Raw genomic sequence first — 14,301 nt, 5'->3', positions numbered from 1 at the left:
TAAGATGGTGTGGAGCGACGGTGGTCGTTTGGAGGGATACCGGTGAGCAAGCGAGATTACTACGAGGTTCTCGGTGTCAGCCGGTCCGCCACACAGGAAGAAATCAAAAAGGCGTATCGAAAGCTCGCGCGCCAGTACCACCCGGACGTCAACAAGAACGACCCGAATGCGCAGCAGAAGTTCGCCGAGATCGCCGAGGCGTACGCCGTGCTCTCGGATCCGGAGAAACGAGCGCGCTATGATCAGTTTGGCCACGAAGATCCCGCGCAGGGGTTTGGCGGGTTTCAGGGCCAGGCCGGGGGCCCGGGAGCTGGATTTGCCGATTTCGACCTGGGCGGCTTTGGCGATATCTTCGATATGTTTTTTGGCGGCGGCACGCGGCGCGGACCCGTGCGCGGGCATGATCTGGAATACGAGATGGAGATCTCGTTCGAGGAGGCGGTGTTTGGTACGACCCGCGAGATCCAGGTGCCCCGGACGGAGACGTGTTCCACCTGCGGGGGATCTGGGGCGAAGCCGGGCACGAAGCCGCGCGTCTGCCAAGCGTGTCATGGCACCGGGGAGCAGCAGACCGTCACTAACACGCCGTTTGGCCGCATGATCAACCGGCGCCCTTGTCCCGTGTGCCACGGGCGAGGGCAGGTCATCGAACAGCCGTGCCCGGACTGCCGCGGTCAGGGCAGGCGGCGGGTGCGGCGCAGCGTGGACGTCAAGGTGCCGCCCGGCGTGGACACCGGGACGCGACTTCGCATGGCGGGCTACGGCGAGCCGAGCCCGAACGGCGGCCCGCCGGGCGATCTCTTCGTCGTGATCCGTGTCCATCCGCACGAAGTGTTTGAGCGAGACGGCACGAACATCTATGTCGACGTGCCGATTTCATTCGTTCAGGCGGCACTGGGCGACGAAATTGAGGTGCCCACGCTCGAGGGCAAGGTGAAGCTTCGCATTCCGGAGGGAACCCAGACGGGCACGACGTTCCGCCTGCGCGGCAAGGGGATTCCGAAGCTCGGATCGCCGCTCGTGCGCGGCGATGAGCACATCCGCGTGCATGTGGTCACGCCGACCAATCTGACGGAGCGGCAAAAGGAGTTGTTCCGCCAGCTTGCCAAGGAGCTCGGCGAGCAGACGCACGAGCAGCAGCGGACGTTCATGGAGCGCGTGAAGGACGCGTTTCTCGGCTGACGGCCCGAGGGTCAGACGAAGTCGTGAGGAGGCATCGCATTGCGTTGGTGGCACGTGCGCGTGCGCGTGACGCACGAGGCGGCGGACGCGCTGTCCGCCGTGCTTCAGAGCTATCCAGATGTGCAGGGCGTGCAGATGGAGGGCGTTTCGCCGGGCGAGGTGAGGCCGCCGCGGTTTGGGGAGTGGTTTGACGAGCAGTTGACGCCGACGCCAGACGTGGAGGTCTCGGTGTATGTTCCGGAGACGCATGATCGCGGCGAGATCGAGCAGCGCGTCCGAGACGCGGTGCGCCGCGTCCGGGAAGCGGGGCTCGATCCGGGCCCACAGGCGTCGGACGTTCGAGTCGAGCGGGTGGACGAGTCCGAGTGGAAGGACGCGTGGCGGGAGCAGTATCATCCCATTCCGATTGGGCGTTCGCTCGTCATTGCGCCCGTCTGGGCCGATCCGGCTGATCTCGAGCCGTATCGCGGGCGCCGCGTCATTGCCATCGAGCCAGGCATGGCCTTTGGCACGGGCCATCACCAGACGACGCAGATGTGCGCCGAGATCCTGGCGGACGTGGTCCGACCCGGGATGCGCGTGGTGGACGTCGGGACGGGCACGGGCGTCCTCGCCATCGCCGCGGCGCTCGCCGGCGCAGAGCGCGTCGTGGCCATCGATCTCGATCCCGTCGCCGTATCGGCCGCGATCGACAACGTGCAGAAGAACGGGCTCGCGGATCGCATCGATGTGCGGCAAGGTGACCTGCTGAACGCGCTTCGCCCGGACGAGACGTTCCATCTCGCGGTGGCCAACATTCTGCGCGACGTCGTGATCGCGCTCGTGCCACAGGTGCGCCCGCGCTTGGTGGACGGGGGTATGCTGTTGACCTCGGGTTATATCGAGTCCCAGCGTGAGCAGGTGGAGCAAGCGCTTCGGCACCACGGGTTTTCGGTGGTGCGCAGATCGCACCAGGACGACTGGGTGAGCGTGTTGGCGGTGAAGCGCTGATGCTGCCGCGCCTGTTTTTGGACGTTCGCGTGGAAGAAGGGGCTTTCGTGTGGGTGGGCGGCGAAGATGGGCATCACTTTTCTCGCGTGCTCCGCGCCAGGCCCGGCGAGGCCCTCGTGGTGTGTGCCGCCAACGGTCCGTTCCGAGCCGAAATTTCGGCGGTGCGGCCTGGCGAGATCTGCGTGCACTTGCGCGAGCGCGCGCCGTCGAGCGAACCCAGGCGACGTCTGATCTTGGTCCAGGGACTGGCCAAAGGCGACAAGATGGACGCCATTCTGCAGAAGTGCACCGAGATTGGCGCCTGGGGCTTTGTGGTGTTTGAGGCCGAGCGATCCGTGGTCAAGCTCTCGGGCGCCGCCAAGGTGGAGCAGAAGCTCGCGCGCTGGCGCAAGGTCGTGCGCGAGGCGGCGATGCAGGCGCAGCGGGACGTGGTTCCGTTTGTCGCGTGGGCGCAGAGCTTCTCCGCGTCGCTCGCCGCCCTCGGAGCACACGAGGTCGATCACGTCCTCGTGCTCGACGAGGAGGAGCGCGATCGCGGGATTCGTTCGGCAATTCGCGGTGGCGCGGAGAACGCCCGAATCGCCGTGGTGGTCGGGCCGGAGGGCGGACTCGCGCGCGGCGAACGGCAGATGGCGAAGGAGGATGCGCGCTGCCTGACGGTGACGCTCGGCCCGCGCATCCTGCGCACGGAGACGGCGGGCGCGGTGGCGATTGCGATAGCGCTCGCGGAATCGGGCGACATGGGAGGTTGAAAGCGTGCCGACGGTGGCGTTTCACACCTTGGGCTGCAAGGTGAACTTCTATGACACCGAGGGGATATGGCAGACGTTCAAGCGGCGCGGTTACACGCAGGTCCCGTTTGACAGCGTGGCGGACGTGTACGTCGTGAACACGTGCACGGTCACTCACACGGGCGATCGCAAGAGCCGCCAGATGATCCGCCGCGCCGTGCGCACCAATCCCGACGCGGTGGTGGTGGTCACAGGCTGTTATGCGCAGATTGCGCCCGACGAGATCGCGCGCATTCAGGGCGTGGATCTCGTCGTCGGAAACGACCAGAAGTCGAAGATTGTCGATCACGTCGAGGCGGTGCTCGCGGAGCGGAAGCCGTATCTGGCCGTGGGCAACATCATGAAGGCGACCGAGTTCGACGAGCTCGACGTGCCGTACTTCGAGGAGCGATCCCGCGCGAACCTCAAGATCCAAGATGGCTGCAACAACTTCTGCACGTTTTGCATCATTCCGCGCGCGAGAGGGCTCATCCGCAGCCGCAAGCCGGAGAACGTCGTGTTGCAGGCCACGAAACTCGCGCGCGCGGGCTATCGCGAAATTGTGCTCACGGGCATCCATACCGGCGGCTATGGCGAGGACTTTGACAACTACCGCCTGGCGGATCTGCTGATCGATCTCGAGCGCATCGACCTGCCGTTTCGCATCCGGATCAGCTCGATTGAGGCGAGCGAGATCGACGATCGCCTGATGGACGTGCTCGCAGCGTCGAAAAAGGTGGTGCCGCACTTGCACATCCCGCTGCAGGCGGGCTCCGATGCAGTACTTCGCCGCATGCACCGCCACTACACGGCGGCCGAGTACGCGGAAAAGCTGCGGGCGCTGCGCCGCCGCTTGCCCGATCTCGCCGTGACGACGGACGTGATCGTCGGCTTTCCGGGCGAGACGGACGAGCAGTTCGAGGAGACGTACGCGTTTGTGCGGGATCAGCGGTACGCGCAGTTGCACGTGTTTCCGTATTCGCCGCGGCGCGGTACCGCGGCCTACAAGTTCAAGGATCAGGTGCCGGAGGACGTGAAGCGGGCGCGGGTTGAGCGAATGATTGCGCTCGGCGAGGCGTTGCGGCGGTCGTACGCCGCCTCCTTCGTGGGCAGGGAGCTCGAGGTCATTGCGGAGTCGCCGCTTTCGTCCGCGGACGACGAGGCGCGCCGGGCCTACAGCCACCTTCCGGAGGCGTCGCGCATGCTCGTGGGCTACGACGGGCACTACCTGCGCGTGGCGTTCGACGTCCCGCCGGGCGTGCCACTCGAGTCGATGGTCGGCGAAGTCATTCGCGTGCGGATGACCGCCGTCGGCCCGGGCGTGCATCGCGCCGAGTTTCTTGAGCAGGTGACGTTCCCGGACGAAGAGCAGGCGATGGAATGGGGGCGGATGACGTCGTGACGATGCGCGTGGAGCGGGCAGCCGGAGGCGTCGTGGTGCGGGAGCGAAACGGCTCGCGCGAGGTGCTGTTGATCGACGATCAGTACGGCCAGGTGTCGTTTCCCAAGGGGCATCTCGAGCCCGGCGAGTCGTGGGAGCAGGCGGCGCTGCGCGAGGTGCAGGAGGAGACGGGCGTCATCGCGCGCATCGCGGGCGACATCGGCCGGGTGGAGTACCTCATCGAGCGCGGCGGTGAGCGTGTGCGCAAGCAGGTGCGGCTTTTTCTCATGGTGGCCGAAGACGGCTCGGAGCCGGTGCACCAGGCGGAGGAAGTGAACGGGGCGTACTTTCTGCCGTGGGACGAGGCCAAGCGCCGTCACGATGAGCGCGGCTACGAGAACTGGCGGTTCGCGTTTTCCAAGGCGGACGCGCTTCTCGCGTGGCGCGATGGGCGGTTCGAGGAGGCGTGGCGGGCGCTCGGCCCGGATGCGCCGTGGGAGCAGGTGATGGGCGCGTGGCGCGACGCGGAAGCGGTGACGCGCAAACTCGTGGACGCGTGCCGCGAGGAGTTGGCCGTGACCTGTCCCGAACTGCGCCTGCCCGACGCTAAGAGCCTCGTGCTGCCCCGCGAGGTCGCCGAGGATGCGGTGCGGTCCGCCATGGAATCGACGCTTCTCAAGCCCGAGGCGAGCGAGATCGACGTTCAGAATCTCTGCCTCGAGGCGGTCCACCATAATCTGCCGATGGTGTGCGTGTCTCCGCGCCACGTGGCCGTCGCCAAGCGCGCGGTCGCCGGAAGCGGTGTTCGGGTGTGCACGGTGATTGGGTTTCCGCACGGGACGCAGACGGCCAACGCCATGCGCCAGGAGGCGCTGGAGGCCATCGCCGCAGGCGCAGACGAGATCGACATGGTGGGGCCCATCGGCGCGCTCGTTGAGGGCGACGTGTGGGCGTACGCGCAGGCGGTGCGCGCCGTGGTGGAGGCGGCTCGACTCCGGTTTCCGCCCGTGCCGGTGAAGGTGATTCTGGAGACGAGCGCGCTTCAGCCGGATGCCGTGGTGAAGGGCGCCTTGGTCTCGGTGGCGGCGGGTGCCGACTTCGTCAAAACGTCGACCGGGTATCACCGGGCGGGCGCGCGCCCAGCGGACGTCGCGCTCATGGCCATCGCGGTCGCCGGCAGCGCGGGTGTGAAGGCGAGCGGCGGCATTCGCACGAGGGCGGCGGCGCGCAACCTGCTCCGGTTTGGCGCGGACCGGCTCGGCACGTCGTCCGCGCTCAAGTTGCTGGACGAGGCCTGATGCCATCAGGCCGTGCGCGGATCCGGCAGCATCCACGTGAGGAGCCGCGCGAAGGGGCGCGTGAACGGCCAGACCGCGAGCGTGCAGATGGCGTTGAACGCGGTGTTGGCGTTGGCCACCGCCTGGGCGGGCGACGTCGACGCGAGGGCCACCGCGCTCGTGAAGGGGTGCAGAATGGGGAGAAACGCCGCGACGCCCAGGGCGTTCAAAAGCACGTGGGCGAGCGCGATGCGTTGCGCGGCGCGTGGCGTGCCGATGGCTGCCAGGACGGACGTGAGGCACGTTCCGACGTTCGCGCCGAGCGCGATGGCGATCCCGCCTTCGAGCGGGATCATGTGTCCTCCGGCGAGTGCCATGGCGATGAGCGTGGTGGCGGTGGACGACTGAACGAGCGCGCTGAGGGCGCAGCCGGCGAGCGCTGCAACCACCACCTGGCGCCCGGCGGCGGCCAGTGCCTCGCGAAAAAACGGGGCCGCTGCGAGCGGGTGGAGCGCGGCGGCGAGCGCCTGCAGGGCGATGAAGAGGCAAGCAAACCCAACCAGTCCCTCGCCGAGCGGCCGGTGCTTCTGGCTGGGGGCTAGGGAGAGGATGAGGCCCGCGGCGAGTGCCGGAAGCGCGATGCCCCAGAGATTCAGGTGGAGCAATTGCGGCGTGACGGTGGTGCCCACGTTTGCGCCGAGGACCAGTCCCAGGCCGCTCGCGAAGTCGAGGCTTCCGGCGGCCACCAGCCCGACCGTGATCGCGGTCACCGCCCCGGAGGACTGAAGCAGCGCCGTGCTGACGGCCCCGGTGACGATGGCGCGCGTGGGCGTCGCGGCTGCCCTCCGCAGGAGGCGTGCCAGGCGTCCTTCGGCCGTGCGCTCGAAGCCGGATCGCATGAGTCGGAGGCCGCCGAGGAAGGCGACGAGGGCGAGGGCTGTCGCGAGGGCGTGGGTGATCATGCGCCTCCCTCCCGTTCTAGGACAACCTATGCGGTCAACCGAAGGCGCATGCGTGTTTGACGAGCATTTCCTGCTGTACTATAATGGCCACAACTGATGTGTCCGGGGGGAGGGAATCTCATGTCGGAAGTCCGTCTGCGCAAGAATGAATCCATCGACAGCGCGCTGCGACGCTTCAAGAAGCAGATGGCCCGCGACGGCGTGTTGGCGGAGGTTCGCAAGCGCGAGCATTACGAGAAGCCGAGCGTCGCGCGCAAGAAGAAGGCCCAGGCAGCTCAGCGCAAGCGCCGCCGCAGTTACTGAGGCAAGTCGGGAGGAACCACAATGGCCATCCTTGATCAGCTGAATGAGGACCTGAAACAGGCGATGCGAGACAAGGACAAGGTCCGGCTCTCGGTCATCCGGATGGTGAAATCGGCGGCCAAGAATCGAGAGATTGAATTGGGCCGAGCGCTGACGGATGAAGACGTGTTGGGCGTCATTCAGAAGGAGATCAAGCAGCGCCGAGATTCCCTCCAGGCGTTTCAGGATGCAAAGCGGTCGGATCTGATCGAACAAGCCGAGCAGGAGATCGCCGTGCTGGAATCGTATCTTCCGGCGCAGCTCGGCGATGACGAGATCGAACAATTGGCCCGGGACGTGATGGCGCGGGTTGGCGCTGCCGGAAAGGCCGACATGGGCAAGGTGATGCGCGAGCTGATGCCGGCGGTGCGCGGGCGCGCGGACGGCCGCCGCGTCCAGCAAATCGTCGAGCGCCTGCTCGCATGACGCACAAGCACAAGCACGAGAAGATCCGAATCGATGAGGAGCCGTTCCCGAAGGACGGCTCCTCCGTCCGTTTCTTCGGCCCATTCCGCTCGGTGTTATCGCGAGCCTGTCTCGCATAGTCATCCAGGGGGAGGAATGGGCCATGCCGGGATGGACGTCTTCAATCAAGCGGCGCGCGGGAGAGATGCTCCATCTTCCGCCTGACGCCGTCGGATCCGTGGCGCGTGTGACCATCGTGGGCGACGATGTGACCATCGAGGGCGCCAAGGCGCTGCTCGAGGTTTCTGCAGATCGCATTGCGTGCGATCTCGGCGATCGCGTCGTCGAGATCGAGGGCGAGTCGTTTGTCATCAAGCTCGTGACAGAGCGGGAGATTCACGCCGCGGGACGCGTTCGCCACCTCAGCTTCGGAGGTGGCCGGCCATGAGTGACTCGCGGTGGGAGTGGTTCTTGAGGGGATCGGTGACGCTTTGGGTCACGGGGCCGGGCACAAGGGAACTTCTCGCAAGGCTCCAGCGGGAGGGCGTCGTGATGCGCGACGTCCACTTCACCGGGGACGGCGTGTTGCTGCGGACGAGCGTCGACGGGCTGCGCCACCTGATGGCGTCGCGACGCGCCTACGGCGTGAGATTTCGCGTCGTCGATCGCCACGGCGCGCCATTCTTGGGCCAGCGTCTCCTGAGGCGGAAGGCGTTTGCCGCTGGGGCGGTGGCGTTTGTGGCGATTCTCTACACACTCTCCTCCATCGTGTGGCGCGTCGAGGTTTTAGGCGCGGAGGGCGAAGATCAGGAGGCGGAGTTGAGGCTGGCCGCGGCCGAGGCTGGGCTCCAGGTGGGCCAGTGGAAATCGCGCCTCGCGCCGCCGGTGGAGTTGGCCGAGCGCATGGTGGCGCGCGCGCCCAACTTCGTGTGGGTGGGCGTCGAAGTCAAAGGCTCGGTGGCCGTCGTAAGGGGGATCCCGAAGATCCCGGGCGTGCCTCAGGCGAGCCAACAGCCGTGTAACATCGTCGCCACGCGCCCGGGTGTGATTCTCGACGTGCAGGCGTCCCGCGGGCGCGTCATGGTCAAGCCTCACCAACTGGTGCAGCCGGGACAGGTACTCATCTCGGGCCTTCTGACGGACCGGGGGCCCAGCGTGCCGGCGAGCGGGCACGTGTTTGCGGAGGTGTGGTACACCTCCGAGGTGTCCATCCCGCTCCGCGTGTCGAGCCAAGGGTTGACGGGCACCTCGGTGTCCCGTGACTATCTCGCCGTGGGAGGCGCGCGCCTGCGCGTGTGGGGGTTTCAAGAGGCCCCCCCGACGGTCTACGAGCGCGACCGCGAGACGGAGTGGCACGTGGGAGCATGGCGGCTGCCCGTGCAGTGGGTGCACGCCACGCTCTACGAGGTGAAGCCCGCCGTTTGGCAGGTGGATGTGGCCCAGGCGCGGGACGAAGCGCTCATCATGGCCGCCGCCGACGTCCGATCGCTCGCCGGCGGCGACATGGTCATCTTGGGCCAGTCGATTTTACAGGAGCGTCTCGACCGTGGTACTCTATACGCGACCATACTTACGCGCGTCCAGCAGGACATCGGCGCCAAAGCCCCCATTCCGGATGTCGGGAGTTCGCCCACGTCCCAAGGCGCGGCGCAATCGTAAGGACGGGGATGGTGCATCGTTGGCTGAGCAGACGGCGATGAAGAAGTGGGTGTTTCCGACGAACGAGGAAGCGGTGCAAGCACTCGGGCCGAACGATTTGCTTTTGCACCTGCTCAGTCAGTCGTTTTCCGCCAAGGTGATTGTGCGTGGCACGGAGATTCAATTTGTAGGCGACGAAGATGAGGTCTCGCGCCTGCAGCACCTGTTGAGCGTGGTCACGACCCTGGTTCGCCGCGGCATGCAACTCGGCGAATCGGATTACCGATACATGATCGAAATGGCCCACGCGGGCGATCTCGACGGCGTGATCGACGTCTACACAACGGAAATTGGGACGACCTACAAGGGGAAGGCCATCCGCGTCAAGACCCTGGGGCAGCGGCGGTACGTCGACGCCATCCGCCGCAACGATATCGTATTTGGCGTCGGACCGGCGGGGACAGGAAAGACCTATCTCGCAGTGGCGATGGCTGTGATGGCGCTGAAGCGCGGAGAAGTGAAGCGAATTGTGCTGACGCGCCCGGCCGTCGAAGCCGGGGAGAAACTCGGCTTTCTCCCGGGGGATCTCCAGGAAAAGGTGGATCCCTATCTGCGCCCGCTGTACGACGCGCTGCACGACATTTACGGCCAGGAGCAGGTCATCCGCGCGCTCGAGCGCGGCAACATCGAGATTGCGCCGCTCGCGTACATGCGCGGCCGGACGCTCGAGGACAGCTACGTCATTCTCGACGAGGCGCAGAACACGACGATTGAACAGATGAAGATGTTTCTGACTCGCCTCGGGTTCCATTCGAAGATGGTCATCACGGGCGATGTGACCCAGATTGACCTGCCCACGGGCAGGTTATCCGGTTTAGTGCACGCGCAGCGTGTGTTGCGCGGCATTCCTGGCATCGCGTTTCACACGTTCAGTCCTTCAGACGTGGTGAGACACCATCTGGTTCAAAAGATCATCGACGCATATGCACAAGATCAGGCGAGGCAGGGCTGAGGCCCTGCCTCGAGCGCAAGGAGCATACTGGTCATGAAGTGGACGGGATGGGGAAACGCCATTCGCCGCTTTTTGGACGACGACGCTTTTCGCCACAGCCGGCGCATTCGCGCATTCATGTACGTGGCCCTTGGCGTTCTCTTGTTCGCGATTCTCGCGTCGAGCATGATGCCTCCCCGGTACCATTTCGCGGTCGGCGAGGTGAGTCCCACCACGGTGGTGGCGCCGGTGACGGCCGTCGATACGGCCGCGACGGCGGCCAAGCGAAGGGCGGCTGAGGCAAAGGTCCCGAAGCAGTACGCGCAGTCGCCGCAGGTGTTGACGGACGCGCTCCAGGAACTGGACGTGCTGTTTGCGGCGGCGAAGTCGGCCGCTGCGAAACCCAACCTGACGCCTCCCGAGCGCCTGGCAGCCGTTCGGCGAGTGGCACCTCAGGGGCTGTCCAGTTCGACGATAGAGCGGATGCTCAGCGAGCCTCCTGCACGCCTGGACGCGCTGGAGAAAGACAGCGCGAGGGTCGTGCAGGCCATCTTGAGCCAGCCGTTTTATCCGGACTCGATGCAGCAGTCGATGCTGCTCGTGGACCGACAGATCGTCAACCTCAATTTGGGGCTGGATCGCGACGAGGCCCTCATCGTACAGAATACCGCGGTGAGCGTGCTCCGGCCCAACATGGTGTACCAAGCGCAGGCGACGAAGGAGGCGCGCGAGCAGGCCGCGGAGAGCGTGCAGCCCGTTCTCATCCACCAGGGCGACGTGATCGTCGCGAAAAACCAGGTGGTCACGCAGGACGTCATCAGCAAGCTCAAGGACGTGGGTCTGTATTCGGCTTATCCGAGCGTGCGGGTCGGCGTCGGCTTCGCCGTGTTCGTCGCGCTGTCCGTCGCGATGCTCGCGGCCTACGTCGAGCGACGGGCGCCCAGGCGGCGGCTGGACAACCTGATGCTCGGGATCCTGGGACTGGTCTTCATCCTCATGGCTATCCTGATTGCCGTGACGAAGTGGATTGTGGTGGCGGGCGGGCCCGCGTCCACGCCGTATCTCCTGCCCATCTCGCTTGGCGCGATGCTCATCACGGTCATGATGGACTCGTCCCTCGCGGTGGTGGCCGCCTTTTTCTTCTCGTTTCTGCTCGGGGCGGCGTTCGACATGAATTACGACTTCGTGTTCTATGGCTTCGTGGGTTCGCTCGTGGGCGCGTACAGCGTTGCCCGCGTCACGAGCCGCGCGACCTTCATGCGCGCGGGGTTCATCGTGTCGGCGGTGAATATGGGCACCGTCATCGCACTCTATCTCTTGGAGCAAAGCCGCGGATCGGATCTTCACGCCCTGTCGCTGCACGTGGGTCTGGCGGCGCTGAATGGCATTTTCGCGGCCATTCTGACGATGGGCATCCTGCCCTTTTTCGAGTCGGCGTTCGGCCTCCTGACGCCCATCCGGCTTCTCGAGCTTTCGAATCCAAATCATCCGCTCCTGCGGAAGGTGTTGCTGGAGGCACCTGGAACCTACCACCACAGCCTGATCGTCGGCAATCTCGCGGAGGCCGCGGCGGAGTTGGTGGGCGCGGATCCGCTTCTATGCCGCGTCGGGGCGTATTACCACGATGTCGGGAAGACGAAGCGGCCCATGTTCTTTGTGGAGAATCAGATGACGAAGGAAAACCCGCATGACAAGGTGGCGCCGAGTCTCAGCCACCTCATCATCACGTCGCACGTCTCGGACGGGCTCGAGATGCTCCGCAAGGCGGGGATTCCGAAGCCGATTCAGGACATCTGCGCGACGCACCACGGCACGACCATTCTGTGGTACTTTTATCACAAGGCCAAGGAGCAAGATAAAAACGGAACCGTGCGGGTGGACGACTTTCGCTATCCCGGTCCGAAACCCAAGACGCGCGAGTGCGCCATCATCATGATCTGCGACGCGGTCGAGGCTGCCGTGCGCAGCATGTCGCGGCCGACGCCCAACCGCGTGGAGGGCGTCATTCGAAAAATCATCCGGGATCGCCTCCAGGACGGTCAGCTGGACGAGTGTGACCTGACGCTTCAGGACCTCGACGCCATGGTCGGCGCGTTTATGAAGACGCTCAAAGGGATTTATCACGCGCGCATTGAATACCCGGATATTGACAAGCTGAAGAAGGAAGTGGCGAAGTGAGCCGTTTGTCGATTGATGTGACGTGCGAGGTCGAATGGCCCCTCGTTCCACCCCATGCCGACGCCCAGGCGTTTGTCGAACGCGTCCTCGAAGCCGCGGCCGAGCGAATCGGCGCACAGGGCGAGGTGTCCGTGGTGTTTGTCGACGACGACGCCATCCATGAGCTCAACCGGACGTATCGGGGTGTGGACAGGCCCACGGATGTGCTCTCCTTTCCCATGAACGAGGGGGAGTCGCTCGCCGATCCCGACGACGTAGATCCGATGCTGGGGGACATCGTGGTAAGCGTCGACCGGGCCCGAGAACAGGCGGAGGCGTACGGCCATTCCCTGGAACGGGAGGTGGCCTTCCTGTTGGTGCACGGGTTTTTGCACCTGAACGGCTATGATCACGAGGACGAGGCGGGCGAGCGCGAGATGTTCGGGCTGCAGGAAGAGATTTTGCAAGGCATCGGGCTGGCCCGATCGTAGGCGGCGAGGCGGTGAACCATGAGGGACGCGGGGCATCGCGGGCGGATGGCGGCGGATCCGAAGTCCCAGCCGTTCGTCCGGGCGGTGGCGTACAGCCTGCGGGGCGCGGTGTACGCCTTTCACACCGAAAAGAATTTGAAGCGGGACGTGTGGCTCTTCACCTGCCTCGCCATCGCGGAGTGGTGCCTGCGGCCGAACCTGTGGCAGGCGGCCATCACGGTGTTTGTCTCGATGTGCGTGTTCGCCGCCGAGATGTTCAACACGGCGATCGAATTGGCCGTGGACGTGGCCTCCGGTTGGACGCAACATCCGGTCGCGGGCATGGCGAAGGACGTGGCGAGCGGGGCCGTGACCTTTGTCGCCTTCGGCGCGCTCGCCATCGCGGCGTGGCTGGTCGCGTCCAATTGGCCTGTCCATTTTTGGCTCTGGAGCCGCCACAACCTGGGCGCGGTGGCGCTCGTCACGGTGTGGCTGGCGGCGGTCTGGGCGGTGAGGCTGTGGCCTTACCGCGCGGACGTCGAGATTAAACGGCCTCGAAAGGAGGGGGGAACGACGTGACGTACAAGTCCGGATTTGTGGCACTCGTCGGCCGGCCGAACGTCGGCAAGTCGACGCTGCTCAACGCGCTGGTCGGCCAGAAGGTGGCCATTATGTCGAATCGGCCGCAGACCACGCGCAACCGCATCCGCGGCGTCCGCACGACAGAGACGTCGCAGATGATCTTCATCGACACGCCGGGCATTCACAAACCGAAGCACCGCCTTGGCGAGTACATGGTGGACACCGCCCTCAAGACGCTGAACGAGGTGGACGTGATCGTCCTCGTGGTGGATGCCTCGTCGCCCGTCCATCCCACGGAGCAGGAGATTGCGAAGCAGCTCGAGCGCGTGCGCACGCCCGTGATCCTCGCGCTCAACAAGGTGGATGCGCTCGAGGATCGCGCGATGGTGTTGAAGCGCATCGAGGAGTATCAGGCGCTGCGGCCGTTTGACGAATACGTGCCGATCTCGGCGCTTCGAGGCGAGCAGGTGGACCTTTTGGCCGAGGTCATTGAACAGCGGCTGCCCGAAGGGCCGAAGTATTACCCGGACGACATGATCACCGATCAGCCGGAGTCGTTCATCATCAGCGAGATTGTGCGGGAAAAGGTGCTCTTGTTGACGCGCGACGAAGTCCCGCACTCGGTGATGGTGGCCGTCGAGCACATGGAGCGGCGGTCGTCCGATACGCTGTACGTGAGCGCGGTGATTTACACCGAGCGGGAGAGCCAAAAGGCCATCCTCATTGGGAAACAGGGTCAGATGTTAAAGCGTGTGGGTGAAATGGCGCGGCACGAATTGGAGGCCCTGTTTGGCAACCGCATCTATCTCGAGTTGTGGGTCAAGGTGAAGCGAGACTGGCGAAACAAGCCCGCGCTCCTGCACCAATTTGGCTTTGACCGCGAGCGCTGAGCCGCCCAGGGGATTTTGGGTATACGGGCGGCGCGAAACGCCAGACTACACTCATGGAAATGCAGTCCGCGGAGCGGAAGGGAGACGATGCCGATGCGTGATGTCACGTGGAAGGTATTCGAGCTCACCGGTGATGTGTACGCGTACCTCCTGTATCGCGCCTGTCAACAGGCTGAACACGTCGCGGACGATGAGCAGCCGACGGAGGAAGACGAGCTCCACGAGGATTCGCATTTCCAGGCGTCGCTTAGGGGCTGAATGTCA

Annotated in this window: 16 protein-coding genes; 15 read left to right on the top strand and 1 reads right to left on the bottom strand. The window is 65.1% G+C overall.

All coding sequences use genetic code 11. The annotated features are described in order from the left end of the window. The first annotated feature begins 42 nt into the window (after positions 1-42). The 5 genes from dnaJ to deoC are packed head-to-tail and all read left to right on the top strand — an operon-like array spanning position 43 to position 5,621. Positions 43-1,182, top strand: coding sequence for a molecular chaperone DnaJ (gene dnaJ, locus AS26_RS03965; protein WP_062306304.1), 1,140 nt, complete (start codon positions 43-45; stop codon positions 1,180-1,182). A 39-nt stretch (positions 1,183-1,221) separates the two neighbouring features. Beyond that, a complete protein-coding gene (prmA, locus tag AS26_RS03960; protein WP_062306302.1) occupies positions 1,222-2,172 on the top strand; it encodes a 50S ribosomal protein L11 methyltransferase in 951 nt (316 codons plus the stop codon). Further along, on the top strand, positions 2,172-2,924 hold the full coding sequence (locus tag AS26_RS03955) for an RsmE family RNA methyltransferase (RefSeq protein ID WP_062306301.1): 753 nt from the start codon (positions 2,172-2,174) through the stop codon (positions 2,922-2,924). The genes prmA and AS26_RS03955 overlap by 1 nt, the downstream gene beginning before the upstream one ends. Positions 2,925-2,928: 4 nt before the next feature. Beyond that, the gene (gene mtaB / locus AS26_RS03950; protein ID WP_062306299.1) at positions 2,929-4,344 is read left to right on the top strand and encodes a tRNA (N(6)-L-threonylcarbamoyladenosine(37)-C(2))-methylthiotransferase MtaB; all 1,416 of its coding nucleotides are present in this window, start codon (positions 2,929-2,931) and stop codon (positions 4,342-4,344) included. Beyond that, the gene (deoC, locus tag AS26_RS03945) at positions 4,323-5,621 is read left to right on the top strand and encodes a deoxyribose-phosphate aldolase (protein ID WP_062306298.1); all 1,299 of its coding nucleotides are present in this window, start codon (positions 4,323-4,325) and stop codon (positions 5,619-5,621) included. The genes mtaB and deoC overlap by 22 nt, the downstream gene beginning before the upstream one ends. Positions 5,622-5,626: 5 nt before the next feature. On the opposite strand, the gene AS26_RS03940 is transcribed toward deoC, so the two are convergent. Then, entirely contained in the window at positions 5,627-6,562 is a 936-nt protein-coding gene (locus AS26_RS03940; RefSeq protein WP_062306297.1) for a Na/Pi cotransporter family protein, read from the bottom strand. A 120-nt stretch (positions 6,563-6,682) separates the two neighbouring features. Between AS26_RS03940 and rpsU the strand changes: the two genes are divergently transcribed. The 10 genes from rpsU (at position 6,683) to AS26_RS13750 (ending at position 14,295) form a co-directional block, all read left to right on the top strand. Then, positions 6,683-6,865 (top strand): 30S ribosomal protein S21, encoded by a 183-nt coding sequence (gene rpsU, locus AS26_RS03935; RefSeq protein WP_008337132.1) that lies wholly within the window; start codon positions 6,683-6,685, stop codon positions 6,863-6,865. Positions 6,866-6,886: 21 nt separating this feature from the next. Next, positions 6,887-7,330, top strand: coding sequence for a GatB/YqeY domain-containing protein (locus AS26_RS03930; RefSeq protein WP_062306295.1), 444 nt, complete (start codon positions 6,887-6,889; stop codon positions 7,328-7,330). 142 nt (positions 7,331-7,472) lie between these two features. Next, entirely contained in the window at positions 7,473-7,757 is a 285-nt protein-coding gene (locus AS26_RS03925) for a YabP/YqfC family sporulation protein (protein WP_062306294.1), read from the top strand. Next, positions 7,754-8,968, top strand: a complete 1,215-nt coding sequence (locus AS26_RS03920; protein ID WP_062306292.1) for a sporulation protein YqfD — start codon at positions 7,754-7,756, stop codon at positions 8,966-8,968. The genes AS26_RS03925 and AS26_RS03920 overlap by 4 nt, the downstream gene beginning before the upstream one ends. Before the next feature lie 19 nt (positions 8,969-8,987). Beyond that, on the top strand, positions 8,988-9,959 hold the full coding sequence (locus AS26_RS03915; RefSeq protein WP_062306291.1) for a PhoH family protein: 972 nt from the start codon (positions 8,988-8,990) through the stop codon (positions 9,957-9,959). A 33-nt stretch (positions 9,960-9,992) separates the two neighbouring features. Then, a complete protein-coding gene (locus AS26_RS03910) occupies positions 9,993-12,116 on the top strand; it encodes an HD family phosphohydrolase (RefSeq protein ID WP_062306289.1) in 2,124 nt (707 codons plus the stop codon). Beyond that, positions 12,113-12,586 carry an rRNA maturation RNase YbeY gene (gene ybeY, locus AS26_RS03905; protein ID WP_062306288.1) on the top strand — a complete coding sequence of 158 codons (474 nt, stop codon included), beginning with the start codon at positions 12,113-12,115 and terminating at the stop codon, positions 12,584-12,586. Before AS26_RS03910 ends, ybeY begins: the two co-directional genes overlap by 4 nt. An 18-nt stretch (positions 12,587-12,604) precedes the next feature. Next, positions 12,605-13,144 (top strand): diacylglycerol kinase, encoded by a 540-nt coding sequence (locus AS26_RS03900; protein ID WP_062306287.1) that lies wholly within the window; start codon positions 12,605-12,607, stop codon positions 13,142-13,144. Next, positions 13,141-14,037 (top strand): GTPase Era, encoded by an 897-nt coding sequence (gene era / locus AS26_RS03895; RefSeq protein ID WP_062306285.1) that lies wholly within the window; start codon positions 13,141-13,143, stop codon positions 14,035-14,037. The genes AS26_RS03900 and era overlap by 4 nt, the downstream gene beginning before the upstream one ends. Before the next feature lie 93 nt (positions 14,038-14,130). Continuing rightward, positions 14,131-14,295 (top strand): YqzL family protein, encoded by a 165-nt coding sequence (locus AS26_RS13750; protein WP_083515974.1) that lies wholly within the window; start codon positions 14,131-14,133, stop codon positions 14,293-14,295. Positions 14,296-14,301 lie beyond the last annotated feature (6 nt).

The sequence above is a fragment of the Alicyclobacillus sendaiensis NBRC 100866 genome (genome assembly GCF_001552675.1).
Taxonomy (GTDB): domain Bacteria; phylum Bacillota; class Bacilli; order Alicyclobacillales; family Alicyclobacillaceae; genus Alicyclobacillus; species Alicyclobacillus sendaiensis.
This window is presented reverse-complemented; position numbering and strand designations above follow the sequence as displayed.